This is a genomic window from Pantoea sp. App145, from assembly GCF_047947045.1.
Lineage (GTDB): Bacteria > Pseudomonadota > Gammaproteobacteria > Enterobacterales > Enterobacteriaceae > Pantoea.
In genome coordinates this window covers 141,573-167,272 of the sequence record NZ_CP133294.1, presented here as the reverse complement: position 1 = coordinate 167,272, position 25,700 = coordinate 141,573, and the positions used below count along the sequence as shown (strand labels likewise).

At 52.3% G+C, this 25,700-nt stretch carries 25 protein-coding genes and 1 pseudogene; 8 read left to right on the top strand and 18 right to left on the bottom strand.

Features of this window, described 5'->3' with window-relative positions; translation table 11 throughout:
* Positions 1-121: 121 nt before the first annotated feature.
* Positions 122-388 carry a transposase gene (locus RCF31_RS27415; protein WP_416414828.1) on the bottom strand — a complete coding sequence of 89 codons (267 nt, stop codon included), beginning with the start codon at positions 386-388 and terminating at the stop codon, positions 122-124.
* Between the two features lie 1,008 nt (positions 389-1,396).
* On the opposite strand from RCF31_RS27415, the pseudogene RCF31_RS27410 reads away from it, so the two are divergent.
* A pseudogene (locus tag RCF31_RS27410) lies at positions 1,397-1,657 on the top strand (transposase); the annotation flags it as partial.
* 425 nt (positions 1,658-2,082) lie between these two features.
* On the opposite strand, the gene RCF31_RS27405 reads toward RCF31_RS27410, so the two are convergent.
* Together RCF31_RS27405 and RCF31_RS27400 are read right to left on the bottom strand one after the other, a co-directional pair.
* Entirely contained in the window at positions 2,083-2,538 is a 456-nt protein-coding gene (locus tag RCF31_RS27405) for a helix-turn-helix domain-containing protein (RefSeq protein WP_416414827.1), read from the bottom strand.
* A 122-nt stretch (positions 2,539-2,660) separates the two neighbouring features.
* Positions 2,661-3,557, bottom strand: a complete 897-nt coding sequence (locus tag RCF31_RS27400; RefSeq protein WP_416414826.1) for a LysR family transcriptional regulator — start codon at positions 3,555-3,557, stop codon at positions 2,661-2,663.
* A gap of 141 nt (positions 3,558-3,698) precedes the next feature.
* Between RCF31_RS27400 and RCF31_RS27395 the strand changes: the two genes are divergently transcribed.
* On the top strand, positions 3,699-4,418 hold the full coding sequence (locus RCF31_RS27395; protein ID WP_416414825.1) for an SDR family oxidoreductase: 720 nt from the start codon (positions 3,699-3,701) through the stop codon (positions 4,416-4,418).
* Here the strand turns inward: RCF31_RS27395 and RCF31_RS27390 are convergent.
* The 6 genes from RCF31_RS27390 to RCF31_RS27365 form a co-directional block, all read right to left on the bottom strand.
* The gene (locus RCF31_RS27390; RefSeq protein WP_416414824.1) at positions 4,415-5,524 is read right to left on the bottom strand and encodes a glycosyltransferase family 9 protein; all 1,110 of its coding nucleotides are present in this window, start codon (positions 5,522-5,524) and stop codon (positions 4,415-4,417) included. The two genes, RCF31_RS27395 and RCF31_RS27390, sit on opposite strands and share 4 nt — an antisense overlap.
* A 193-nt stretch (positions 5,525-5,717) precedes the next feature.
* Positions 5,718-6,737 (bottom strand): carbon-nitrogen hydrolase family protein, encoded by a 1,020-nt coding sequence (locus tag RCF31_RS27385; RefSeq protein WP_416414823.1) that lies wholly within the window; start codon positions 6,735-6,737, stop codon positions 5,718-5,720.
* 46 nt (positions 6,738-6,783) lie between these two features.
* On the bottom strand, positions 6,784-8,589 hold the full coding sequence (locus RCF31_RS27380; protein ID WP_416414822.1) for a cation acetate symporter: 1,806 nt from the start codon (positions 8,587-8,589) through the stop codon (positions 6,784-6,786).
* Entirely contained in the window at positions 8,586-8,915 is a 330-nt protein-coding gene (locus RCF31_RS27375) for a DUF485 domain-containing protein (RefSeq protein ID WP_299454097.1), read from the bottom strand. The genes RCF31_RS27380 and RCF31_RS27375 overlap by 4 nt, the downstream gene beginning before the upstream one ends.
* A gap of 238 nt (positions 8,916-9,153) precedes the next feature.
* Positions 9,154-10,071 carry a LysR family transcriptional regulator gene (locus tag RCF31_RS27370; protein ID WP_299454099.1) on the bottom strand — a complete coding sequence of 306 codons (918 nt, stop codon included), beginning with the start codon at positions 10,069-10,071 and terminating at the stop codon, positions 9,154-9,156.
* A gap of 124 nt (positions 10,072-10,195) precedes the next feature.
* Positions 10,196-10,705 (bottom strand): N-acetyltransferase family protein, encoded by a 510-nt coding sequence (locus RCF31_RS27365; RefSeq protein ID WP_313689680.1) that lies wholly within the window; start codon positions 10,703-10,705, stop codon positions 10,196-10,198.
* A gap of 63 nt (positions 10,706-10,768) precedes the next feature.
* On the opposite strand from RCF31_RS27365, the gene RCF31_RS27360 reads away from it, so the two are divergent.
* Both RCF31_RS27360 and RCF31_RS27355 read left to right on the top strand, forming a co-directional pair.
* Complete coding sequence (locus RCF31_RS27360; RefSeq protein ID WP_416414821.1) at positions 10,769-11,347, top strand: helix-turn-helix domain-containing protein; 579 nt, start codon at positions 10,769-10,771, stop codon at positions 11,345-11,347.
* A gap of 194 nt (positions 11,348-11,541) precedes the next feature.
* Positions 11,542-13,056: a phosphoethanolamine transferase gene (locus tag RCF31_RS27355; RefSeq protein ID WP_416414820.1), complete on the top strand. Its 1,515-nt coding sequence runs from the start codon at positions 11,542-11,544 to the stop codon at positions 13,054-13,056.
* A 22-nt stretch (positions 13,057-13,078) separates the two neighbouring features.
* Here RCF31_RS27355 and RCF31_RS27350 read toward each other — a convergent pair whose 3' ends face one another.
* From RCF31_RS27350 to RCF31_RS27315, 8 genes are read right to left on the bottom strand one after another with little or no spacing between them, the layout of a single operon-like run.
* On the bottom strand, positions 13,079-14,749 hold the full coding sequence (locus RCF31_RS27350; protein WP_416414819.1) for an AMP-binding protein: 1,671 nt from the start codon (positions 14,747-14,749) through the stop codon (positions 13,079-13,081).
* Complete coding sequence (locus tag RCF31_RS27345; RefSeq protein WP_416414817.1) at positions 14,730-15,989, bottom strand: MSMEG_0569 family flavin-dependent oxidoreductase; 1,260 nt, start codon at positions 15,987-15,989, stop codon at positions 14,730-14,732. The genes RCF31_RS27350 and RCF31_RS27345 overlap by 20 nt, the downstream gene beginning before the upstream one ends.
* A 17-nt stretch (positions 15,990-16,006) precedes the next feature.
* Entirely contained in the window at positions 16,007-16,297 is a 291-nt protein-coding gene (locus RCF31_RS27340) for an MSMEG_0570 family nitrogen starvation response protein (protein ID WP_416414816.1), read from the bottom strand.
* Between the two features lie 2 nt (positions 16,298-16,299).
* A complete protein-coding gene (locus RCF31_RS27335) occupies positions 16,300-17,271 on the bottom strand; it encodes a sll0787 family AIR synthase-like protein (RefSeq protein WP_416414815.1) in 972 nt (323 codons plus the stop codon).
* Positions 17,268-17,828, bottom strand: a complete 561-nt coding sequence (locus RCF31_RS27330) for an MSMEG_0567/Sll0786 family nitrogen starvation N-acetyltransferase (protein ID WP_416414845.1) — start codon at positions 17,826-17,828, stop codon at positions 17,268-17,270. Before RCF31_RS27330 ends, RCF31_RS27335 begins: the two co-directional genes overlap by 4 nt.
* A 9-nt stretch (positions 17,829-17,837) precedes the next feature.
* Positions 17,838-18,947 (bottom strand): MSMEG_0568 family radical SAM protein, encoded by a 1,110-nt coding sequence (locus RCF31_RS27325; RefSeq protein ID WP_310618225.1) that lies wholly within the window; start codon positions 18,945-18,947, stop codon positions 17,838-17,840.
* Positions 18,907-19,908 (bottom strand): Nit6803 family nitrilase, encoded by a 1,002-nt coding sequence (locus RCF31_RS27320; protein WP_084879337.1) that lies wholly within the window; start codon positions 19,906-19,908, stop codon positions 18,907-18,909. The genes RCF31_RS27325 and RCF31_RS27320 overlap by 41 nt, the downstream gene beginning before the upstream one ends.
* Positions 19,909-19,921: 13 nt before the next feature.
* Positions 19,922-20,404, bottom strand: a complete 483-nt coding sequence (locus RCF31_RS27315) for an MSMEG_0572/Sll0783 family nitrogen starvation response protein (protein ID WP_084879338.1) — start codon at positions 20,402-20,404, stop codon at positions 19,922-19,924.
* A 367-nt stretch (positions 20,405-20,771) separates the two neighbouring features.
* Here RCF31_RS27315 and RCF31_RS27310 point away from each other — a divergent pair, with 367 nt between their 5' ends.
* From RCF31_RS27310 to RCF31_RS27300, 3 genes are all read left to right on the top strand, one after another.
* The gene (locus RCF31_RS27310; protein ID WP_416414814.1) at positions 20,772-22,172 is read left to right on the top strand and encodes a PLP-dependent aminotransferase family protein; all 1,401 of its coding nucleotides are present in this window, start codon (positions 20,772-20,774) and stop codon (positions 22,170-22,172) included.
* A gap of 82 nt (positions 22,173-22,254) precedes the next feature.
* On the top strand, positions 22,255-22,812 hold the full coding sequence (locus RCF31_RS27305) for a hypothetical protein (RefSeq protein ID WP_416414813.1): 558 nt from the start codon (positions 22,255-22,257) through the stop codon (positions 22,810-22,812).
* Between the two features lie 57 nt (positions 22,813-22,869).
* Positions 22,870-24,126: an SEL1-like repeat protein gene (locus RCF31_RS27300; RefSeq protein WP_416414812.1), complete on the top strand. Its 1,257-nt coding sequence runs from the start codon at positions 22,870-22,872 to the stop codon at positions 24,124-24,126.
* 45 nt (positions 24,127-24,171) lie between these two features.
* Here the strand turns inward: RCF31_RS27300 and RCF31_RS27295 are convergent, their stop codons facing one another.
* Complete coding sequence (locus tag RCF31_RS27295) at positions 24,172-25,065, bottom strand: LysR family transcriptional regulator (RefSeq protein WP_416414811.1); 894 nt, start codon at positions 25,063-25,065, stop codon at positions 24,172-24,174.
* 283 nt (positions 25,066-25,348) lie between these two features.
* Here RCF31_RS27295 and RCF31_RS27290 point away from each other — a divergent pair, with 283 nt between their 5' ends.
* Positions 25,349-25,603, top strand: a complete 255-nt coding sequence (locus RCF31_RS27290; protein ID WP_084879343.1) for a DUF1471 domain-containing protein — start codon at positions 25,349-25,351, stop codon at positions 25,601-25,603.
* Positions 25,604-25,700: the final 97 nt, after the last annotated feature.

Genomic DNA, 25,700 nt, shown 5'->3' with positions numbered 1-25,700 from the left:
ATTGAAGTCTATACCTCCATGCTCAGCCCAGATTGTGATGTGGCCGGGGTGACTCCAGGATACACTCTCTGGACTGAGCTACTGTCAGGTGTTCCAAAAGGAACAATTTTCAACACACAGATCATCTTCTTCTGGTGAATTCCCAGAGTAATATTTTTTTATCATTTTCCAATTCATTAATAATCATCTTAAGCCTTTTGTTTTCTTCTTTTAAGCGTTCAATTTCAGGATGACTGGAAACCCTGCTGGGACCATATCTGCTCCGCCAGTTGTAGAAAGTTGCCTGAGAAATCCCCATTATGTTGCAGACGTCTTTTATTGGAGTACCCTTCTCTACTTGCTCTAGAGTAAAATAGATCTGCCTTTCAGTATATTTACACTTGTTCATATCGTACCCTTTGATCATATAACAAGAAAGAAGACAGCATTCATGATTAATAAAAACAAAAGGTTCACACTTACATATGTTTAATTATAAAAAACAACACCTTTGAAGAGTACAAGCTTTAAAATTGATGGCGTTTGACGCCAGGCAAAATTCAATACCCAACAAACATCCTGCTAATTGATAAGGATTTTTTTGATTTAAGCGAAGGGTAAAAATATTTAGATATCTCTGGATAATTTTTAAAAATAGCCACTTAATTCCGGTCAGCGCAGACAAAAAAGTTTTTAATCTCATCGTAGTAAAAAAAACAGCACATTCATGCTTTTTATATACTTGATTTTAAGCACGAATGGGTAATTTCGTCATGAAATTAACGTCTTGAGAATGTTATAAAATAGCTTATTTTATCGTGTATCTGCGAAGTGCAATCCTGAATGAAACCCAATTTCCACCGAGAATTTAGTCAGTTAACTTCGCCTGCCGACGAGACCTATAATGCAGAATATCAGTAAGATGAGAATAGTTAATCCAATATAATTGCGGAGATTACAACATCAAATTTAGGAATCAAACCAGATGTTTTTCTACAAGATTCATGTAACGTAATAGAGCCAGTGCAGCAACACCTTAGCCCAAAAACCGGCCAGGAAAGGGACTCACTCTTTTACGGAACAAGGACGTTAACACAAGAAAACAATAGTTAAGATGCACGTTTTTAAGGTTATTCTTAAACCAGATCATGGCGTATCGGTAAGAAAATTCAGCATCGTGTGAAATCTGATGCTCTTCCAGTAAATCGATTCAGCCGATGTTAATTCCTGGTAATCATCTACACTAAAGCCCTTTTTAATCATCATATTATATAAGGCAACTCAATTTAAGTATTAGCAACCCAGCATTTAATGCTAATAATATTATTCGTGATAGTTAATTGGATAAATTATGATTATAAATCATTCCTTTTGTCTCTTTTGACCATACTGATAATATCTGCCTGAGGAGAGTGTGATGCCCAAAAATCAAATTACCGAATTTCAGTTTATTGCCCTGCTGAAGTCCGTGGAGGACGGACGCTCAGTACAGGATGTATGCCAGGAGGCAGGCATAACCGAAGCCTCTTATAATGAATGGAAAGCCAGATATGATGGCATGGAATACATTGATATTATACATTTAAAAGAACTTGTGGAGGAGAACCGCCTCCTTAAGCAGAAATTTGCCGCCCTGACACTAGAAAATCAGGCATTAAAAGAAATTCTTGATAAAAAACTCTGATCACAAGCAAAAAACATGGACTTACTTACAGAGAAATTATGATCAAGCAGCATTTTTCATATCACTAATGAGAAGACAGACTTTATCTGGCAGATTTATCTCCTGCCGGGATTTATATTTCCCATTTATAACAGAGCACTCACCTCGTAGTGATTCTACCCGGTTACCAGTATCCACTAAATAAGACTGTCCGGACAGACATTACTTCTTCGGCATTGATTACTGGCAGTTAGCCATACTTACAAATCACCGGATCAGGCACCCGACGGGTGGGGTCAGACAGAGAGGGACGGTTATGTGCTGGCCAGTCGCCTGCTAACAGCCCCCCCTCCACACCGCTAACGTCTGTGTAACTGATGATATCGCTAACGGTGGCAAGGCAGCGTGCCATCTTTTCGCACTGCAACCCGGAAAAGACATTAGCCTGATTGGTTACGGTAATACGCCTGGCGATACCAGTCTCCGCATGGCCGCAGGTGGAGCGTCAGTTTGCACAATGCATCGCCATGGCCGGCAAAGTCTTTACGCACCACGCTGGGCTTAATGCGTAGCAACCGAATAAATGTTCTGGAAAAAGAATTCTGGCTTTTGAAGCCATACTCAACGCTAATCTCAGCCAGGCTTTTGCTTGTGAAAGCAAGATCATAAGCGGCATTCACCAGGCGGCGTGCCCTGATGTACTCCCCTAGCTTCCAGCCACTGATCTCGGTAAAGCGGCGTTGAAAATGCCAGTGGGAATAGCCGCTTTTCTTCGTCACCCTTCTCAATTGCAGATCTGCACCGAGGTTTTTCTCAATCCAGTCAACCATGTCCACCACAACATTGCGGAACTGCAGGTCAGTGTCGGGATGGCTATTGAGCGTTGCCGGGTTCATGGATCACGGGTTCCTGTTGTGGGATGTCAGCGTGGGGTAGATGTCGGATATTATTATTTTGTAATCGATTACTTTCAAGATAAAAATAAGCCCGCATCCAGGTTCAGTCTATTCCCGTCTGGTTAAGGTGTCGCCAGCTGTTGCCGCAGAAAATCGACCAGCGCCTTAACACGACGCGACTGGCGACGGCCAGCAGGCGTAATGGCATACAGGTTATAGTCATGCCCCTCGGCTAGTTCAAAGCCGCTTAGCACCGGGACTAATCGACCATGTGCAACATCATCAATAATATCAATGCTGGATTTGAGAATAACCCCGGCTCCCGCAATGGCCCAGCTGCGCAGTGTCGCCCCTTCGTTGGCTGTACGATCGCCGCTGACTCGCACGCCGAATTCCCTGTCATCATCGCGGAAGTACCAAATCGATTGCGGGGCATCTGGGCGAGCCAGCACCATGCAATTATGCTGTTCCAGTTCCAGCGGATGCTGCGGCTTACCCGCCTTTCGCCAGTATGCAGGGGACGCACACACCTGGCGCGTACCGGCGATCAGTCGCTGCCTGTCAGCGCGCGATTTGCCGAAGGATCCTAAGCGTAAGCCAATGTCATAACCACTTTCGGCGAGATCAATCACCGAGTCACTGAGATACAGCGCAATACGGACTTCCGGGTTGCTCTGCATAAACGTATTAATCAAGGGTGCCAGGGTATTACGGCCAAAGTCATTGGTCGCCGTCAGCCGAATCTCCCCGCGTAATGGTCCGCGATCGGATAATGCATCGATCGCCTCCTCGATATCCATCAGGATGCGGCGGCAATCTGCCAGAAAACGTTCCCCTTCCGGCGTCAGGGATAAGCGGCGCGTGGTACGAATAACCAGCACCACGCCAAGCATCTCTTCCAGACGTTGCAGGCCCAGCGTTGCCACCGAGGGGGCGATGGCCAGCGCCCGTGATGCCGCCACCAGGCTGCCGCGTTCAGCAATGGCGATAAACAGACGAAACAGGCTGAGTTGATCCATTATTCTTAATCCACGAATAGTTAATTATTTTCTGCATTGATTATCATTGTTTAATCCAATGATAGCATCCCTGTCTACACTGTATTTATCGTCCTGAGCGCGTTGTGTTATCGCGTCAGTTAACATCACAGGAGCATTCTCATGTCACATTCCTTCGCAGGTAAACGTGTACTTGTCGTTGGTGGAAGTTCAGGGATCGGTGCTGCGGCGGCAAAAGTTTTTGCTGAAGCGGGTGCCGAGGTGGTTATCGCTTCGCGTAGTCTGGATAAGCTGAATGCTGTGGCGCAACGCATTGGCAGCGGAGTACACACCGCCGCCCTTGATTTCACCGATGACGCCGCTGTCGAAAAATATTTTGCCCAGGCGGGTAGTTTTGATCATGTGGTAGTCAGTGCGGCACAAACGCCAGGCGGTCTGGTACGAGAGTTGGCCTTATCCGATGCCTATAGCGCGATGGACAGCAAATTCTGGGGTGCCTATCGCGTGGCGCGGGCGGTATCCATCAATGAACGCGGTTCACTGACCTTTATTTCTGGTTTCCTGAGTGTGCGTCCGGGTCAGTGGGTATTACAGGGTGCCATCAACGCGGCCATCGAGTCGTTAGGCCGTGGTCTCGCGCTGGAACTGGCTGCGCAAAAAGTTCGCGTTAATACCGTTTCACCGGGCATGATCGCCACACCGTTATGGGAAGGCTTACCCGAGGCGGATCGTCAGAAGATGTATGAAGACACTGCCGCAACATTACCGGCGCGTGTCATGGGGCAGCCGGAAGATATCGCCAACGCGATTTTCTATCTTGCTTCTACCCCGTATGCCACTGGCTCGACGGTGCTGGTTGACGGTGGCGGTGCAATTGCTTAAACCCCACTCCTCTGGAATTTTTCTGTCGCCATAAAATCCGGTCCGGAAAGCGATTGTCTTTCCGGGCTATTATCATTTTTTTGCTCAGGAATAGCGGGCAATAATGATATTAGCGACTTAAATACCTGTTCAGACGTAATATTACTGACATTGTTATCAATACCCTGAAGAATACAATGCGGTACTTTCCACGGATGCCAGTTTGCCGGATCGCTATTACCGTACATCGCCACCACCGGTAATCCAGTTGCCGCACCGATATGCACCGCCCCGCCATCACTGCTGACCATCGCATGGCAATTCGCCAGCACCGCTTTAAGATCTTCTAACGAATCGGTATAGACCGGCGTTAAATTAATATCTTTACAGGCGGAGGTGATCATTTCCGCTTTAATATTATCGCCTGGATGTGTCAATGAGCTTTCTTCGCCGGGCGACCACAGCAAAACAATACGAAAGGACGTTCTGTCAGCTATTTTCTTCACCAGTGAAATAAAGCTCTCCAGCGGCCATCGCTGGCATTGCTTGCGTGAGCTGATTTGTATCGCAATCAACATCTGATTGTCTTTGTTATTTATCACACGTCGATAGTGATCAACCAGTTCAGTTTTCGGATAAATATCAAGCTCTTCAGGTTCCATAGCATCAACATAAACCCCTTTCGCCAGATTAAAAAACACTTCTGCTACGTGGAGTTTGCTGTCCTGCACTGGCAGCAGTCTGGTGATGCGTGGATGACGGTCATTACCGAAAGCAACGATCTCCTTTGCACGAATAATTTTGGCCCACTTCAGCGAATGCTTATCCCAAAGTGATTTCGCAATCACCACACAATCATATTTTTCCCGGTTTAACGCCAGGCAAAGCCGTGCCCTGTCCCATAACGACTTTAACGCAGAGAACCTGTTTTGACAGTGTTTAGTTTTACTGTATATCCACACTTTCCCGATATACGGATTTCCATCAAATATCGGCGATGCGTAACTGTTGGTCAGAATATCTATTCGTCCCTCGTTGCTCCTGGAAAGTTGTTTTATTAACGGCGTCGCAAGCAAACTATCACCAATATTATCCCGACAGATCACCAGTATCTTTTTATTCTTCACATTACTCACCATAGAAACACATTATCATGCCTCCATGAAGACATTGGCGTTTGGTGATGGTTGCATAGTGGAATTGGTTTTTACGGTTTCCTGACAATAAAAAGAACAAAAACCAGGAAAGGAAGAGGTTGGCAGGAATATTATTTAATCAGCAGAGTGAGCCGTCCCTGGCCCTGCTCAACTGGCGGAATATTTATTGCTGTTCCACCACATTATTTTCTGCCTCGGGCTGAACATCATCGCCGGAAAACGTCGCCGGAACCAGTCGGCGTCGATTAACCTCGAGGTTAAAAACATCAAAACGATTGTAATAACCCACCACGTCATGCAGTTGCTTCACTTCGATGATCTTCTTCAAATCAAAGGTGGCCCAGGCAATACCCTCTTCATGTTGCAGCGTGTCGCCGATCGGTGTGCCTGTCGGGTCAACAAACAGGGTGGCGGCCTGCGGGGTGTTTTCCAGAATGTCCGCGACCGCGCTGTCGCCGTCGATCAGCATGTTTTTCATTTCATCATTCATCACTGACGCACTCATAATGCCAAAGCATTTCGCTTCAAATGAATGCGCACCGGCACGGATTCGATTGGCCGCCAGGTTATCAAAATTCCCTCCGGCGGCAGGCCGCTTAGTCGGCCAGATAGAAGGCCACTGCGAAATGTGGATCTGCTCTCCCTGCGCCATCAATGCATAACGCGCCAGTGGATTCGTGTTTTCACCGCAGATCAATCCACCCACGCGGCCGATGCGGGTTTCGCACACCTTCAGACCGGCACCATCCCCCGGTGCCCAGACCATTTTTTCATAGAAAGTCGGCACCAGTTTGCGGTGATGGTTAATAATCTGCCCGCTCTGATCGATCAGCACCGACGAGTTCCACAGACAGCCCACGCTGACCGGGCTGCGCTCACTGAACCCCATGCAGATCAGAATATCGTGACGGGCAGCCGCACTGCACAGTGCCTTAATTTCAGGGCCATCAATCAGCAGGCTGTTCTCTGCCATTTTCTCAAACCAGCGGTGGTTATGGATCGGTCCCCACAGCGCCGCCCACACCGGAAATCCGGGAATGAAGGATTCGGGAAACACCACCAGTTCAGCACCGTTGCGGCTGGCTTCCGCAATATAGGCCAGCGCCTTCTCCAGAGTGGCCTGAGCATTCATGTAAACCGGTGCAGCATGCACGGCAGCCACTTTCACTTGAGGTAAAAACATCATTCAGTCCTTATTTATGCGGCCGGATTTATTCACGGCCGGGAGTTCATTTCAGCTGCGGTCCCAGTTCCCTGCGAACCGCCAGTTCCGGCCATAAACGCTCAGCGCGTTCGTCACGGAACAGCAGAGAGAAGACAATCACCAGCAGGAAGCCAACAGGCACTGACACAATGCCAGGGTTGCTGAGTTCAATCAGCGGGGCTTTCAGACCCACAATGCTGGTGGCGTCATCCGGGATAGCGTTGATCTGCGCTTGCAACGCCTGGCGTGACGGCGCATTTGCCTGTTCCGCAGCCAGTGTTTTCAGCTGGCCTTCCAGCACCGCGCGCTGATGGAGCGGATAGGTCATTGAGGGTGAAACCATCACCATAACGATAGCCAGCACGGTGCCGCCGACGATCCCGGCGATCACCCCTGCGGTATTGCAGCGCTTCCAGTAAAGCGACATCACCAGTGCCGGCAGGTTGGCAGAAGCCGCCACTGCATAGCCCAGACCAACGAGGTGCGCCACGTTTTGTCCTTTGGCTTCGATTCCGGCAATAACCGCCACCACCGCCATCAGCAATGTGGCAATTTTCGCTGCGGCAACCTGCTGCCGTTCGGTCGCGACGCCGTTCTTAATCGCGCCGACATAGACGTCATGCGCCATCGCCGAAGCAGCCGCCAGCGTCAGACCGGCAACAACAGCAACGATGGTGGCGAAGGAGATAGCGGCAACCAGCGCCAGCAGGAAGTTACCCGCAAAACTTTCAGCGCCGCCCCCCAGATACTGTGCAAGTAACGGGGCCGCCAGGTTGCCACCTTTATCCGCTGCTTTTACCGCATCCGCACCGAGGTAATGTGCGCAGGCAAAGCCAATGACGATAATGAACAGGTGGCAAACACCGATAAACAACATGCTCCACAGCACAGACTTTCTGGCATCGGTAGAATTACGCACGGCGAAGAAGCGCATCAGCACATGTGGCATGGCTGCGGTGCCCAGCAGCAGGGCCAGTCCGAGAGAAACCTGCTCAAGCGGTTTTTTCAGGTAAAGCCCGGCTTCTAAAAAGCGTTGTCCTGCCTCCTGCGGCGTGAACGAAGGATCGTTAACCAGTGACATCACGTATTGTTGCAGGCGATGATCGGCGGTCAGGGTGTTGAGGAACGCCAGGCCATTAAAGCCAAAGGGTAACCAGGACAGCACCACCAGGATAAAGCAGCAGGAGATCAACAATACGGCTTTGGTAACCTGCACCGCCGTCGTCGCGCGCATGCCACCAAACGCGACATAAATCAGCATCAGCATGCCAACCGCAATCACTGACACTTCATAGGGGATGCCAATCAGTGCCCTGACGATCACCGCGCCCCCGACGATCTGCGGCACCATATAAAACAGCGCCACGATGACGCTCGATACCGCCGCGACAAACTTGGTGGCCCGAAAACCATTACGCCAGGCCAGCACATCACCCAGCGTGTAACGTCCGAGGTTGCGGCATGGTTCGGCAACCAGTAACAACACCGGAATGAAGGCGACGAAAAAGCCAATCAGGTAATTAACACCATCGAAACCATAAAGCGCGATCAACCCGGAAACACCCAGAAAAGCGGCAGCCGAGAGATAATCACCGGCAATGGCCAGCCCGTTCTGTAATGGCCCAATCTGACCACCGGCGGTGTAAAAATCTCCGGCAGAACTGTTTTTACGTGAGGCAATCCAGGTGATAGAGAGTGATGCCAGGAACAACAGGGTAAAAATGGTAAAGGTCATATATTTGTGACCCTGCCCGACCATGGTGTCGGCGGCATTTGCCGTTGCAGAAAAAAGAGTAAGTATGGTTGCAGCCAGCAGATATTTCGTTTTCATTTCGCTTTACCACGTGCCAGATAATGTGTGATCCATTTCGGGTCGTCATAGCGCCCCATCTTTTTTGCGTAGCACCATGCAACCGCTGCACCCAATGGGTACTGGAGGATGACCCATAACAGCCCGATATTAAATGAACCGGCAATCTGGTATTTCATCACTGCCGGAAATAACGAGTTCAGCAGTGGTAATGAAAAGAAGAAAATAAAGGTGATTAGCACCAGAAAGGTAATTATCAAACCTTTGTTTCTTACGTGTGATTTAAACTCCCCCGAAGAATATATCTTATTAATTCTCAGTTCTGTTGTTTCTATTTCATTGTTCATTGTAATTCCCCCTTCTGTCCGGAAATCCTAACAAACGGGATAACCATGAGGAACTGGCGATTTAGCACTCGCCCTTGCATTTTTGCAAGGGCGGTATTGCACCAATAAAAGGAATTTGAGTTAGCCGATAAGATCTGACACTAGCATGGAGGCATGATACAAACCCATTACATTGATATTAATGGTTTTTACATTTACCAGACTTGCTCAGAATGTGCACTTTGTCAGTGCAATGACATCATTTTAAGCGAATACCAGGATCGTTCGGATAATCATTCCCGAACACCTCCAGCAAAAATGCGATGATAGCTTTCATCTTTGGCAAATAACGCAGTTCGCTATGGACGGAAAGCCATACCACACGGCTCACTTCAACCGACTCCCTGAGTAGGGGTTTTAGTCCAAATCGCTCCGCCTGCATAAATTCCGGCAGCATGGCAATGCCTGTCCCGCTGGCGGCGGCAAACATTTGTGCAACCAGACTGCTGGAACTAAAGATAATATCCGGATTAATAATCGCCTCATCCAGCCAGCGCACGGTATCCAGCTGAATCAGGTCGCTGATATAACTGATAAATTTATGATTACGCAACTCACTGATATGGGCGGGAGCACCGTATTTTTGCAGGTAATCATTATGGGCATACAGATAGAGCCTGAACTTACCCACCGGAAGAATATCCAGTCCTTTACCATCATAGGGATAAAAACTGAGAAAAAGATCGGCTTCGCGACGGTTCACATGCACCTGATGCGATGAAGTTAATAATTCCACCAGAATATTGGGGTATTTTTCATTAAATTTACCGATCTTCCCGGCCAGATAGAACGACGCTATCCCTTCCATGGTGCCAATCCTGATTTCCCCGGCGGGCAAATGGCTGACACCTGCTTTATCCGTCTGCATCATCGCCAGCGAATGGGATTCCATGGATTCTATAAAGGAGAGAATTTCACGCCCTTTGGTGGTGGCTTTCAGTCCAGCCGGCAGTCGTTGAAATACCGGAGCAGCCAGCGACTTTTCAAGGCTGGCGATATGACGTGACACGGTGGAAACGTCGATCCGCAACTGACGTGCCGCCGCAGACAGGCTGCCACAACGATAAACTTCCAGAAATATTCGCAGATCATTCCAGTTGGGCATTGAAGGTTGCATCGGGTTTCTCAGGCTTGTGTCTGATGTGAATTCAGTATGTTGATAAAAATATCAGCTGAGATTACCACTGCGAAGCATTGTTTATTGACTTCATTGCCAGGGCACTTCCCTGTGCCGTCCCGTATCAGGGATGGGTTCTGGTATCCAGGCGCAACTGGAGGAAAGTCAGATCCAGCCAGCGACCAAACTTGGTTCCCACCTCAGTCATCCGCCCGACCTCGGTGAAACCCAGTTTTTTATGCAATGCGATAGAGGCTTCATTGCCGGATTCGATACCCGCCACCATCACGTGTTTGCCCTGTTGCTGAGCCAGCTGAATCAGTTCGGCCATCAGTGCTCCCCCCGCACCTTTGCCGCGAGCCTCTTTGTGGACATAAACTGAGTGTTCCACCGTATGGCGGTAGCCATCCCACGGACGCCAGTCGCCATATGAGGCATAACCCAGAACCTTCCCTTCCTCATCAACAGCAACCAGCACTGGGAAGCCAGCGTCATTTCGATCGCGCATCCATTTAATTCTGTTGAGGAAATCGACGGTTTTGTCATTCCAGATAGCCGTGGTATTAAGTACTGCGTCGTTATAAATGTCGGCGATGACATCTGCATCCCCTTCATTTGCGGTTCGAATCTTCATGGTGGACACCTCGTTTCTCTGTCACTAAAGTAGATGTATTGTTCACTATCTTAGTTATCCATTATGTTAGATAAATTATCCAGTAAAGAAGATGATGTAAACCAGCGGATCGGACAAAAAATTAAGGCCGAAAGAGAAAAGCGAGCCTGGTCTCTGACAGACCTTGCCGAAAACTCGGGTGTTTCCCGGGCAATGATCCACAAAATTGAACGTGGCGAGAGCAGCCCTACCGCAACCTTGCTGGCGCGCCTGGCGGGTGCTTTTGATATGAGTATGTCCCAGCTGATAGCGCTGAGCGAGGTTCAGACCGGCACGCTGGTCAGACACGATCAACAGGCGGTCTGGCAAGACCCGGAGACCGGTTACATCAGACGCCACGTATCACCGGGACAAATCCCCGTTGACCTGGTAAGCGTTGAACTTCCGGCAGGCGTTGCCGTTCCCATGCCAGCGATATCTTATCTGTCCCGCCGTCAGCTGATCTGGGTGCTTGAGGGTACCCTCACCTTTCAGGAAGGCAGTACCCTTTTTGAGATGCATAAGGGCGATTGCCTGGAACTGGGGGATCCCACTGATTGTGTTTTCAAAAATGCCACGGCAAAGCCCTGCTTTTATGCCGTGGTGGTACTTAAATCTTCATGACTTTATACGATTGAAACCCCTGCGGGTAAAACGCTTTTAGTCTTATTGCAGGTGTTTTTTAAGGGTGCGTCATCTGACCACCCTGGATATTCAGGAATATCTCACCCCCCCGTCATTTAATCCTTTCCCGGATTGATGTACTTTGCGCGGCTTTTAAAAGATGCGCTGGTATTTACCATCCAGGAAAAAGTGTTATGGCTGAAAATAGAGTAGATATTTCTAAACAACCACTGAGATTAAAAGAAAACTCAGTGACGATTAAGTCAGCATTAAAATGGATTATTCCGGCAGTAATCGCCGCGCTAGCCATTCCCGTCGGCACGGGATACGCCAGTGCGGGAAACATCATATTGACGTTCATCATTCTTTTTGTTGCCAGAAAAAACCCGCTGACTTTCTACTTCTCAGGCTTAATGCTGCTGCTTCTTTCTCTCTATATCCCGGTAGGTTACAACTTTGGGCGGATCAGCTACCCTTATGTGGTGTCAGCATTGCAGACCAATCCAGGTGAAAGTCTGGAGTTCCTGCAAGGGGTGAGCTTTACCGCCTGGTTGCTGTTTGTTATGGCAATCACCTCACTGTTGCTATTTATTATTTACGGTGGCGACTTTGGCAAAAAACATCAGGCCATCTATTTCATTCTTTTCGTCATGGTTAATATGAATTCCTTTCCAAACAGGATGGCAACGCAAGTTATCACCTCCGTGTACAAGGCCAGTCTGGAGTTAAAAAAACTAAAAGCATCCAATTCAATTCCAGATGATTTTCCTATCCTCAGCCATAGCGGAAAATACAAGAATGTGATTGTTATTATTGGCGAGAGTGTCGCGCGGGATTATTTATCCGTTTATGGTTATCAGCATAACACCACGCCGTGGTTGAATACGGCTCCGGGACTGTTTTTTACTGACTATATTTCCACTGCACCTAATACCTACCTGTCATTGCCTCGCACGCTCGCGCTCAGTGACGGGGTGAAAACGCAGGAAAATAACAGCATTGTCGCCCTGGCGAATAGTGCCGGTTTCAATACATTTTGGGTCTCTAATCAGGGTTTTCTCGCCACCTTCGACACACCTGCAACGCTCATCGGCAGCAGAGCGAATCATCAGGTTTTCTTCAAGAAAGGCGATTATGAAGAGAACGATACGGATGATATGGCCCTGCTGGAGCATTTGCACAGTATCGTCAACGAAAACCATAGCAGCGATAACGCGGTATTTCTCCATATGATCGGTTCTCATCCCGACACCTGCTCACGGTTAAACGGTTTTCCGGTTAATCTGCATATCAGCCAGCAGGAGAGCTTCAATTGCTATCTCGCTACCCTGCAGAAGCTGGATACCTTTATTCAGCGCGCCCATGACATTCTGGCACGCAGCGGCGAACCTTACGCACTTGTCTATTTTTCTGACCACGGTATGACTGTCGATGACAGTGAGCGTCCGGTACGTCATGGCAATGATGCGCGGCAAAATTACAATATTCCGTTCTTTATTCTCACCAGTGATAACCACCAACATCTGATTGATGACACCCCCATCAGCGCCAGACATTTTATGTCGCTGTTTTCACAGCTGACGGGTATCAATAGCGAGCTGATACCGGCACGGTCTCCGCAACAGATCGCCGATCAGCAGAGAACCGTGTTTAATGGGGTAGGCCTTATTCCTTATAATGAACTGAAAAATAACCCGATAATCGACTAGCCCCTGTGAGACACCTTACCAGTCACGCACTCAGCACCCGGCGCAAAAACTTCCCTGAAAAGGTCTTAGGCAGCGAACGGCGGAAGTGAATCTTGCGCGGCAGCGCGTAGCGGCCACAGCGACTGACCAGGCGTTCGCGTATTTGCTGCTTCAGGGCCGCCTCCTGTTGCGCATTTAACCCATCGGTAACCACAAAAAGCGCCACCATTTCACCCAGCAGGTGATGTGGGGTGCGGGTAGCCACCACTTCAACGATGCCATCCAGCCCCGCCAGTGCATTTTCTACTTCCGCTGTCGCCAGACGTTTGCCGCCGATGTTGATCACGTCATCCATACGCCCCTGAATCACGATCGTATCGCCCACCCACATGGCGCAATCATGGGTGGCGTAACTCCAGCGCCCATCCCGCTGTAGCCAGTAACGTTGATCATGCTGCGTATCATCCTGCCAGAGCGTTGACATGCCACCCGGACCGAGCGTGCCATTTACCACCAACATCCCAGATTCCCCCGCAAGACATAATGCACCATTCGCCGGATCCACGATCGCCACTGAGCGGCTGAACACCGGTTTCAGGCCGCTGCCCGCCCCCGCCAGCAGCGGCCAGCCGGACTCAGTCTGCCAGTAATGATTTTCGCATGGCACGCACATCTCCGTGCTCACCCAGTCATGAGTTGCACTGTCGAGCGGTTCGCCAGCCAGATAGAGCGATCGCAGCGCCGACAGGCTGGCACGCGGCGTCCCCTGCTGGCGCGCCATGCGGATCGCACCTGCGATGGTTAACATACGGGTGATGCCCAGCTCCGCCACCATTTGCCACCAGCTTTCTCCAGGGGCATTCGCCGGGCTGGCTTCACACATGACCGTGGTGATCCCCGCCAGCAGCGGGGCATAGACGCCGTAGCTATGTCCGGTGACCCATCCTACATCCGCCGTGGTAAAGAAAATCTCATCATCCTGAACCTGAAACAGGTGATGGAGGCTGGCAAGCAGCGCCACGGCGTAGCCACCGGTATCGCGCACAATACCCTTTGGCGCTCCCGTGGTGCCGGAGGTAAATAGCAAATGTGAAGGTTGAGACGACTCTACCCAGACACAGGGCACCACGCGCCCGTGATGCTGCGCCAGCTCACGGCTAAATTCCGCACTCGCAATATCTGCCTCACGTAACGTGGCGGTGGCAGCAGGGATGGAGGGCAGGCTCTCGCGGCTGCGCTTCTCGCTGCTGTGGATCAACAATACAGGCTGGCAGGCGTGGATACGCTGGGCCAGCGCTTCGCTGGTACTGGCAGAGTAAACCACCACATGCACCGCCCCAAGCCGGGCGCAGGCCAGCATGGCGATGGCGGCCATCGGCGTCATCGGTAACGTAATCAGCACCCGATCTCCCTGGCGAATCCCCCAGCTTGCCAGCAGGCTGCTCAGGGCGTTGACCTGCTGCCAGAGTTCACGGTAGCTGAGCCGATGGGTTTGCCCAAGGTAATCGCGGTGGATAATGGCGCAATGTTCCCCCCGGATCGCCAGATGGCGGTCGAGGGCGTTATAGCTCAGATTGGTTTTCCCTCCGGGGAACCAGCGACAGCGCGGCCCACCCTCAATACTTGCAACCAGCGCGCTAAAGCCCTGCTGCCAGTCAAGACGCTGCGCTTCCTGCTGCCAGAACGCGCCATCCTCAACGGTGATCATTGACATACGCCGCCTCCGCAGCGCCCTGGTGCTGCTGCTCAATCGCCTCCGCCAGCCAGGCGGCATCTTCACCCACACCTTCAAAGCGGCCCGATCCCCAGGTCCACAGCCACGGCAATCCAAGGAAATACAGCCCCGGCTGAACCGAGACGCCACGGGTATGGCGTGGATAGCCTTTATCATTGAATGCGGGTGCGTCGATCCAGCTGAAATCGGTATGGAACCCCACCGCCCAGATAATGGCGGCAATGTTGGTCAGATCGATATGCGTTGCACTCTCTTCCGGTTGCCACAACGGCTGGTAGCGCGCTTCAGTGGGTGCGTCGATACCCTGCTCAGCGATCCAGACATCAATACTGTCTTTAATTTTCTGCGAGGTGGCGTCAGCGCCGTCCAAATTAGCCTTCAGGTCATCGGCAATGAGCAGTTTGCCGTCGCGATAACCCAGCAGGCGGCCATATAGCTGCATACCCTGCAACGCAAAAGCGCGCAGGTCGATATCACGCCCACCATCACGGCCAGTGACATAGTGGTTAGTCTTGCGCCGCGCGTCTTCACCCAGCGGATGATCGTCCACCGTCAGACGGTAATGTCCCATATCATCCAGCCAGTCCACCACGTCACGCCCACGGTAAAACCGCGCTACGCGCGGCGCGCTGCCCACGCACAGATGCACGCGGCGACCGGCCAGATGCAGGTCTTCCGCGATCTGTGCGCCGGATTGCGCCGATCCCACCACCAACACGTCCCCGGCGGGCAGTTGCTGCGCCGATTTATAGCTGGCGGAATGCACCTGCATGATGCTTTCTGGCAGTTGTGCGGCGATCTCCGGGAAGCGCGGGCGATGATAATTACCCACCGCGATCACCACCTGATCAGCGGTGAAAACCCCGGCAGAGGTCAGCAACTGAAAACCCTGTGGCGTTTTCTCTACGCGCAACACGTTAACCCCTTCGCGTAACGGCGCATTAAAGCTACGGGCGTAGCGTGCAACATAATCGATGATCTCATCGCGCAGCATAAAGCCGTGCGGATCGTCGCCGTCATAGGGAAAACCGGGCAACTTACATTGCCAGTTAGGCGTCACCAGGCAGAAGTTGTCCCAGCGTTGTTCGCGCCATGCCCAGGCCAGCTGGTGGCGTTCCAGCACGATATGGCGGATGTTTTTTTGCGTCAGGTTCCAGCTCATGGCGAGACCCGCCTGCCCGCCGCCAATAATGACGACAGGATAATGATTGTTGTTCATCGTAATCTCGCTTGTTATCAGACCGGGACGGGGGTGATTTTTTCCACAATGACCTGCTGCTCCGCCGTGAACTGGCGGGCTTTTTGCACAATCACCGCAGACTGGTCCTGCGCGCTGGAGCAGAAATAACCGAACTTCGCTTTTACCCTCTCACTGGCTTCGTCCAGCGCACGGGTGCTGAGGGTGACGAACTCCGCCAGCGTATAGGGATGATTCACCTCCAGATGCTTCTCAATGGCGGTGGAGGGGGAATAGCAGGTATCTTTGCTGCCATCAGGCCAGCAAACGACAAAATGCATTGCAGGCATCGTCAGTTCCTCTCTTGATTGTTCATGCCGGTAAGCGGCTGTTGCGCCAGATCCCAGTAGCAGGTGCGCTGCTGCTGGTACTGCATGATGAGTTTTCTTTCCGGGGTAAAATGTCCCACCGTTGCACAGGCAATCCCGCAGCGGGTAAAGCGTTCAGCCACCTCGTCGCAATGTTGTGGTTCCACAGCCAGCAGGAAACCGAAACTGGGGAAGGCGCACAGCCACTGCTCCAGTTCTACGCCGGGCGGGGTCGGGATCAGCGTCAGGTCCAGCTCCGCGCCCAGCCCGCCACTCTCCAGCATCATCACCAGCGTGCCCGCCAGCCCGGCCTGGCTGATGTCTTTCGCTGCCTGAAGCAATCCTTCTTCGGCCATCGCCGGTAACAGGGACAACGCCTGACGCAGGGCCAGAGGGTCGGCATGGGTCGCCGCATCCCAGTTGTAACCGGGAGGATGCCAGCGCCCATGCAGATTGATCGCCACCATCAGCGTCTGCCCCGGCTGTACGGCAAAGCTGTTGAGTGGATGGGTCGTTTCCCCCAGCACCGCCACGGCAAGTTGTGGTTGATCGCTACGCAGATTGGTGTGACCGCCCACCACCGGCACCTGATACGCACGTGATGCCGCCGCCATCCCCTGCAGGATCTGCTCCGCATGGGGTAACGCGTCATCCCACAGGGCATTAACCACCGCCAGCGGGCGTCCGCCCATCGCAGCAATGTCACTCAGATTGACCATCACGCCACACCAGCCGGCAAACCACGGGTCTTCCGCGACAAAGCGATTAATAAATCCCTCCATCGCCAGCAGCTTGTAGCCGCTGCCATCCGGGATCAGCGCGCAATCATCCCCATTGGGGTTCGGGTTAGGCCAGGCATCGCGCAGCTGCTGCGCCACCTGCTGGATATCACGCTTATGGGCGATGCCACTGAAGGCGTGCAGCCGTGCAATCAGCGCGGGTAAGTCATGATTCATTGTGCTACCCCCGTCAGAAAGATCGGTATCTCAGCTGGCTTGCGCACCGGGGTATTGATCACCATGCCACTCAGCGGGTCGTAGCAGGGGGGATAGAAGTTAAGATCGGCCTGCATCCTGGCATGGCGGACACCACGCAAATCCAGCCACTCCAGCGTGTGCCAGTGCATGCGGCGAAACAGCGGTTCGTTCTGATGCTGCACCTGGGCATAAAATTCCCGGCAGCCCAGCGCATGAGCGCTGCACACCGCCAGACGGATCAGCGTCGGCCCCAGCTGGCCCTGCCGACGGTAGGCGTTATCCACGGCGAGGCGCGATCCCATCCAGACCCCTGGTGCCAGTTCATGGATGCGTACCGTGCCCACCACTTCATCATGCCAGCCGCCCACGCTGCCAAGTGCCACCAGCAGCCGGGCATGGCCATCGATGTCATCCAGGTCATCGCCCTCAAACAATCCCTGTTCCTGGCAGAACACCCGCTGGCGCAGTGCGTAAGCCTGCCGCCGTTCCCACGGCAGCGTGACCCATTTGATGGTGTAACCCGCGTAGTGATTCATCATGCCCCCTTACGCCATTGCCTGTTCAAAGCTGGAAAGTGAAGAACAGGCACCGCAGCGACCGCAGCCCGCCTTGATATCGCTGGAACGCAGGCTTGCCTGACTCAGCATCTGCCCGAGCGGCTGCAAAATGGACGACATAAACTGGCTGTCAGGGGCCGGATGATGTTCCAGCGGTGTGCCACTGATCGGTACAAAAGGCACGACAAACGGATAAACCCCGAGGTCAATCAACGTCTCCGACAGCGACAGGATGGCATGCGGCGTATCGCCCAGACCCGCCAGGATATAGGTACTGACCTGGCCCCGGCCAAACACCGCCACCGCATCGGCGAACGCCTCAAGATACTGATCCACGCTTACCTGGGCCTTACCCGGCATAATGCGGGCGCGCACTTCCGGCGTGACAGCTTCGAGATGCATGCCCAGCGCATCAATGCCTGCGTCTTTCATACGTCGGAACCATTTCGCATCTCCCGGTGGCTCGCATTGTCCCTGCAACGGCAAATCCACCGCCGCTTTGATGGCGAGCGCACTTTCCACCAGAATGCGGGCACCACGGTCGCTGCCTGAGGGGGTGCCGGTGGTCATCACCATATGTTTCACCCCATCCAGCTCCACGGCCGCTTTTGCCACTTCTGCCAGTTGCTGCGGGGTTTTGCGCGCAATGGTGCTACCCGCCGCCAGCGACTGCCCGATAGCGCAGAACTGGCAGGCTTTGGCGCGATTTTCATAGCGGATGCAGGTTTGCAGCACGGTGGTCGCCAGCACGTCGGTGCCATGCAGCGTCGCAATCTGCGAGTAGGGTACGCCGTCCGCCGTCTGTCGCTCATAAAAACGCGGTTTATGGGCGATGCTGATCTCCCGCACCGGAATCAGGTTGTTGTACAGCCGGGTGGCACCGGACTCCTCGTGTTTCACCTGCCAGGGTGACTGCCGTGCGGAATGGGTGTAGATCGGCACCATCACCGTCACACCATCGATATTCATCGCCTGATGATCCGATGGCCCGGCGCCGCCATGACGGCTGACATGGTCCTGGCGGGGATTGATCACGTTAACCCCCTGAGTAAGCAGCTCAGTGATCAGCTGCTGGCGCGTAGACGGTACGTTCTGCATCGCGGTCTCCTCCCGTTTCGGACTCATCATCACGCGCCACCACATAACGGGCAGGTGTCGCATCGAGGCGCAGGCTGAGTAATTCTGGTCGGGCATAGTGGCCGACAGAATCCATCATGCGTTTGCGTTTGGTGATCAGGGCCATGTCCAGATCGGCAATCAAAATCCCCTCACCTTCGGTCAGCGGCGGCACCAGGTGACGGCCTTCCGGCGAGATGATGGCGGTGTTGCAGCCGCCACGCAGACCCTTCTGTAATGCCGGGTCGCTGGTCAGTTCGTTGATTTGCTCCTCAGTGAGCCAGCCAGTGGCATTGATGACAAAGCAACCGGACTCCAGCGCATGATGGCGAATGGTGACGTCCATCTGCTCGGCAAAAATCGGCCCCACCAGCGAACCGGGGAACTGGCTGCAATGGATCTCCTCGTGCTGCGTCATCAGGCTGTAGCGCGCTAGCGGGTTGTAGTGCTCCCAGCAGGCTAAGGCTCCGATGCGCCCAACCGCGGACTCCACCACCTTCAATCCGGCACCGTCTCCCTGCCCCCAGATCATCCGTTCGTGATAGGTCGGGGTGATCTTGCGACGCTTCAGCACCAGTTCCCCGCTGGCATCAAACACCAGCTGGGTGTTGTAGAGCGTGCCGTGGTCACGCTCATTCACCCCCAGCACCACCACGATGTTGCGCAAACGGGCGCGTTCGCCCACCGCATGGGTGATCGGGCCGGGCACCACCACCGCCTGGTCATACAATTTCAGATGCGCCGCTCCGGCGGTCATCGCGGGCGTGATAAACGAGAAGTAGGGGTAGTAAGGTACAAAAGTCTCAGGAAAGACAATGATCTCTGCCCCCTGTGCGGCTGCCTGATCGATAGCGTCCAGCACCCGGGCCAGCGTTTTGCTGGCCTCATGGAGATCTGGCGCAATCTGGGCGGCGGCGGCACGAATAATGCGTGACTCAGCCATAACGCACCTCCGCTTACATCGTCCAGGTATCGATGATCACCGCGTTGTCACGCACGTGCAGCAGTTTCAGGTCCAGCACATCCAGTGGATTGATTGGACGAACCCCTTCCAGCAGCGAAGGCTCGCCGTGACCATACAGGGCCTGTAAGGCAAAGCGGCAGGCGTAGACTTTGCCGCCTTCAGACATAAATTTGGTCAGCTGATTGGCATAGTTCTGGTGACCGGGAAAAGCTTCGGCACCGATGGTCGGGAAACCACGCTGCACGCCGAGCAATACGCCCGGTCCATACAGCAGAATGGAGGTTTCGAATCCTTTACGTTGCAGCCGGGTAGCCTGGAGCATGTTGACGAAACCGATCGAGCCTTCAAAAGCCACGGTGTGGAAAGTCACCAGCGCCTTCTGGCCCGGCTCCGCCTTCACATCTTCAAACACTTTTTCTTCGTAATCGACAAAGAAATCACCCGTCTTATGAGCTGGCAAAGTTACTTTTGGCATAGCACGTTTCTCCCGGTTTTGATCAGGGGGAGCCTCGCTCCCCGTCATGGTACATCGCAGGTGATGCACAGAGACTGGAGCAAGGTACGTGCCAGCGGCGGATCCGGGGTATGCAATCAATGGCCCATCAAATGCTCAAATTATGCGCAAAAAAATTTTTCATCCTACTAACATTCCCATAACCTGCCGTGCCAGATAGCGATAAATCACGTTGAGATGCACTGAATTGATGCCAATTTGCACCAAAAATGCACACAATTAAAATCATCATGCAATCAATGATGCAATCAATGGATAAGGTGATTGCAGATTAACCTCCGCCAGGCAATAGTGATGCACACTTCGCCATTTTGCTGGAATTGTCTGCATGCTTAATAAACTCGGCAGTCGCTGGAACAGCTATCAAAATCAGAACACCCAACGCCCGGCTTATCTGTTGATTGCCGATATCATCGCCGACGGCATCAACAGCGGCGAGTTTCAGCCCCGCGATCGTCTGCCGCCGTTACGTGAGCTGGCACTGCTGCTGGCGCTCAATTACACCACCGTGACCCGTGGCTACGCGGAAGCCAAACGACGTGGATTGATTGACTCACGGCCAGGCCTCGGCAGTTACATTCGTGGTAAGGTGCCCGCCGTCCCGCTCAGCGGGGGCAGCAGTTATGAGATGACGATGAATTCACCGATTGAGCCCGGTATCGAGCTGGCACAGGCGATCAGTGAAGGGGCGATTAACCTGTTCGCGCATAAAAACATTCTCAGCCTGCTGCGTTACCAGGATTTTGGCGGGCAGGCCGATGATAAGGCGATGGCAAAGGTCTGGCTGGAGAAGCAGTTACCCGCCGTGAGCATGGAAGACATTCTGGTCGCCCCTGGGATCCATAGCGCACTGGTGGGACTGCTAACCCTGCTGTGCCGCAAGGGTGGCAGCGTGTGCGTCAGTGATTTGATCTACCCGGGCCTGAAAGCCATCGCCAGCCAGCTGAATATCACGCTGCAATCCCTGCCCTGCGATGAAGATGGCCCGCTGCCGCGCGCCTTTGAACATCAATGCCAGACCGGCAACATCAGCGCATTGTATATCAATCCCACCATCCAGAACCCCACCACCCTGACGCTGCCGCTGCGCCGCCGTGAAGCGCTGGCTGATGTGGCATCGCGTTACAGCGTGCCAGTGATTGAGGATGAGGCTTATGCTGCACTGGCGACACAGCATATTGCGTCGTTCAGCGAGCTCATCCCCGAACTGACCTGGTACGTCACCGGCATGTCCAAATGTTTTGGGCCGGGGCTGCGCACCGCATTTATCAAAGGTCCGGGTAAGCGCAATACCCAGCTGCTGGCGGGTGCGCTGCGCGCGCTGAACGTCATGGCCAGCCCGATTACCAACGCGCTGGCGACCCAGTGGATCAGCGATGGCACCGCCGATCGGGTGTTGCTTTCCGTGCGTGCCGAATCGGTGATTCGCCAGAAAATGGCCAGTGACATTTTGCGCGATTTTAGTTACCGCGCCACACCGCAGGGTTTCCACCTCTGGTTGCAGCTGCCGCGTCATTTCAACTGGAATCCTGCCGAAATGGCGGTAAAGCTGCGCGAGCTTGGCGTCAGTGCTGTCTCAAGCGCGGCCTTCTGCACCGATAATAACCCACCGGATGCGCTGCGTATTTGTCTGGGTGGCTCCTGGTCACGGGAAACCTGCGCGGAAAATTTACAGACTATTGCCCATGTCATGCTGAATCCTCAGCATTACGGCAGTGTGATCCTTTAAGCATATTAATGGGTTCTCTTGAATAATGATGATGATGCTGGCAACATTGATCGCCTGTTTTAATTAAATCGGGTAAGTCAGGATGACATGGCCTAAATTTGCTGACATCAAAATATTTTTTATGGGGTTATTGCGAAAAATAAACTGGGAAGCGTTTTCGGTCATCGTCGCGTTAGGCATATTTCTCTGGGGAAATCACTTATCTTCCGTGGATAAAGAACAAAATGCCCTTGATGAAGTGCAAAAGATAAAAATCATGTTGCACTCCGAGGTGGAATACAACCTGCAAGCCGTTGAAACCGGGGGCTATGAACAGTCTCTCGTCGAGGAGTGGAAAGTCTGCGTACCTTTACCGGACAACGATAGCGAGGCGCTTGCACGGCTTGAGGTTGTCGCTGCCTATTTGCACGATGATATTTATAAAGCCACGCTGCCTAAGTTACAGAACCTTCCCCCTGAGTATGTTGACAGGCTGGTACGTTATTATAACGCCATCGGCAGATTTAAAGATTTAAGCGCGATGATAAAAACCAATGGCGGCAATCAAAGCAAGATCAAATTGTTTAAAAGTGAATATTCGGCGTTGGTGACCCAATCTGCCGCGTTGGAAGAATTACTGCGCACGCAAGATGCGTCATGATGTTATTCACGTATTTCATTCCCTTTCTTAGCCATTACCATTCTGGATTTTATTGTGATGAAACTATTTACTCCTAAAGCTATCGCTTTGCTGGTGACATTATTGGGTTGCAGCACCACTTATGCCGGAGAAAGTCTGGCTGATTTGCAAACTGCGGCAACAAACGGTAATGCCGCAGCACAAACGACCCTCGGCATCGATTATCTTAAAGGTGACGGCGTCACGCAGGATTACGGCAAAGCACAGGAATGGCTGGAGAAAGCCGTGGCACAGGATAACCCGGATGCCTGTCATGCTCTCGCCCTGATGTACACCTATGGACAGGGTGTGACAAAGGATCTTAATAAAGCCATCGAACTGTATAAAAAGGCCGGTCCGGCGCAGCATGGTGATGCATGGAATAATCTGGCGGTTATCTATGCTCAGGGATTGAATGGCCAGCCTGATCCCACCCTGGCGCTTAAGTATTATCAGCTGGCCGCCGATGCTGGCAACAGCGAGTCGCAGGCGGTAATAGGCTGGCGATATGCCACCGGTGACGGGGTGCCAAAAAACACCCGTAAGGCATTTCAGTACTACGAGAAGTCAGCCGCGCTGGGTAACCCGAAGGGACAGGCTTTACTCGCCAGCGCCTATGATGATGGTATCGGGGTAAAACGCAACGATGCGCTCGCCGCCGCCTGGTACAAAAAAGCCGCCGATAACGGCGACCTGTCCGCAATGAATAATCTCGGCGTTATGCTTACCGATGGTGAAGGCGTGAAGCAGGATTACGTCAAAGCACGCTTTTATCTGGAACAAGCCGTAGCGAAAGACTCAGCAGAGGCCAGAACCGGTTTAGGTTATCTGTATCTCAATGGGCTGGGGGTGAAAAAGGACTATTACAAAGCCACCGAACTCTACAGCACGGCCTGTGATCGGGGGGTTGCAGATGCTTGCGCTACCGTGAAGGAAATGAAAGCGAAAAAAATGTATCGCGTCAGGTCCGCCAGCGCCTCCGCATCCACGACAACACAGCGTCTGATCGCGAAATCCATCGATGACGGGGTTAACGCGACCTTTACCTGGCAAGGTGACGATGCCACCTTCAAAGCGAACGGACATGCGGTGGATTGCTCATTTTTAAAAGACTTTTCGGAGCCAGGCGGCAATCTCGCTACCTCCTTTGTTTGCACCGGAAATGTCCAGATCGTGCTGAAGCAATTTAAAACCACGAAGAATGCCTATATCGCGGTAACCACTAACAACTTCAAGGATGAGGTGAAATCTTTCGCGGTTAATGTTTACACCGTGGAAACCTCCGCCGCTAACTGACAAGTGTTGCCGACTCTACGACTGTAGGTCGGCTGCCCACGCCGATTACGATTTATAGCGCACCGCTTCAATCAGTTTTGAAAAAGCTGCCGTATGCTGTTTACGGCTGGGATAGTAAAGATAATAACCGGCAAAAGGTGCACACCAGTCATCCAGCACCACCTGAAGTCTCCCCTCATCAATGTATTTTCTGGCGCTATCTTCAGGCACACAGGCGACCCCCATCCCGGTTAATGCGGCATCAACGCGCGAGGCAAGGTTATTAAAAATCAGCTGTCCTTCAACTTTGACCCGGATCTCTTTGCCATCCTTGCTAAATTCCCAGTTATAAATCCCCCCGAGTGTCGGCAAACGCATATTGATGCAGTTATGGTTCTGGAGTTCATATGGGGTCTCCGGTATCCCGTTTTGCGCGAAATAGTCGGGGGAAGCCACCACCACCATGCGCCAGTCCGGACCAATGCGTACCGCCACCATATCTTTCTCAACCTGTTCACCCAACCTCACCCCGGCATCAAAGCGGCCACTGACAATATCCGTCAGGGTGTTATCCACCGATAATTCAATATTGACTTCCGGGTAGGCCTGTAAAAAAGGTTTTAATAACGGCCAGAGGGTTGAAGCCAGCGCGTGCTCCCCGGCAGTAATACGGATATTCCCGGAGGGTTTGCCCTGATCATCGGTTAATTGCAGCAAGGCTTTTTCGATATCGGCAATCATCGGCCCGACATTCTGAATTAACCGCTCGCCTGCTTCCGTCGGTGCCACGCTGCGGGTGGTGCGGGTTAGTAAGCGGGTATTAAGCCGCTCCTCAAGTCCACGAATAGAGTGACTCAGCGCCGATTGCGATACCCCCAGTTTGGCGGCAGCACGGGTAAAACTCTGCTCTCGCGCCACCATCACCAGATAGATGAGGTCGTTAAAATTTTCCCTGAGCATCGATTACGCCTCTTTGTCATCTTTTGTCAGGCTACCGGCCTGAAAACCATACATAAACTGAAATATATGTGATTTATTCACAAATTGACCAGAAAAAGCTGACGGATTGTGACATAAGCCCTGTTCTAAGCCAGATTTCGGTTCAATGCTTAACCTTTTGGAGCGGTACTGATGAGTTTTACTCATTACGCCTATCGGGTTTTGCCCGCTAATAAACTGTAATTCGTAATGATACTATTATCTCGTCGTTAGCCAACTCTTCTTTTAATTATGTGAGGTTTCTATGAAAACGTTAATTGCTTCCGCTTTTGCCTTAACCACTCTTTTTGCTGTTAACAGCGCCTTTGCCGTCGATGTCATCAACGATACCGCCGGTAAACAAAAAGTCGGTGTGGTTTCTGCTTCCGGTGCCTATTCCCTCGACGGACTGACCAATAAACTGGCGGATAAGGCCGAGGCACAGGGTGCAACATCAATGAAAATTATCGCCGCTGGCGGTGAAAATAAACTTTACGGTGTGGCGGAAATTTATAAGTAATTCCCCCGATCTGAAGACCAAATAAGCCGATATAAGCCCTTCTCCGGATTAATTTAATTCTATTGCGTACACCTGTTATCGGTGTCCTGGTTTGCTA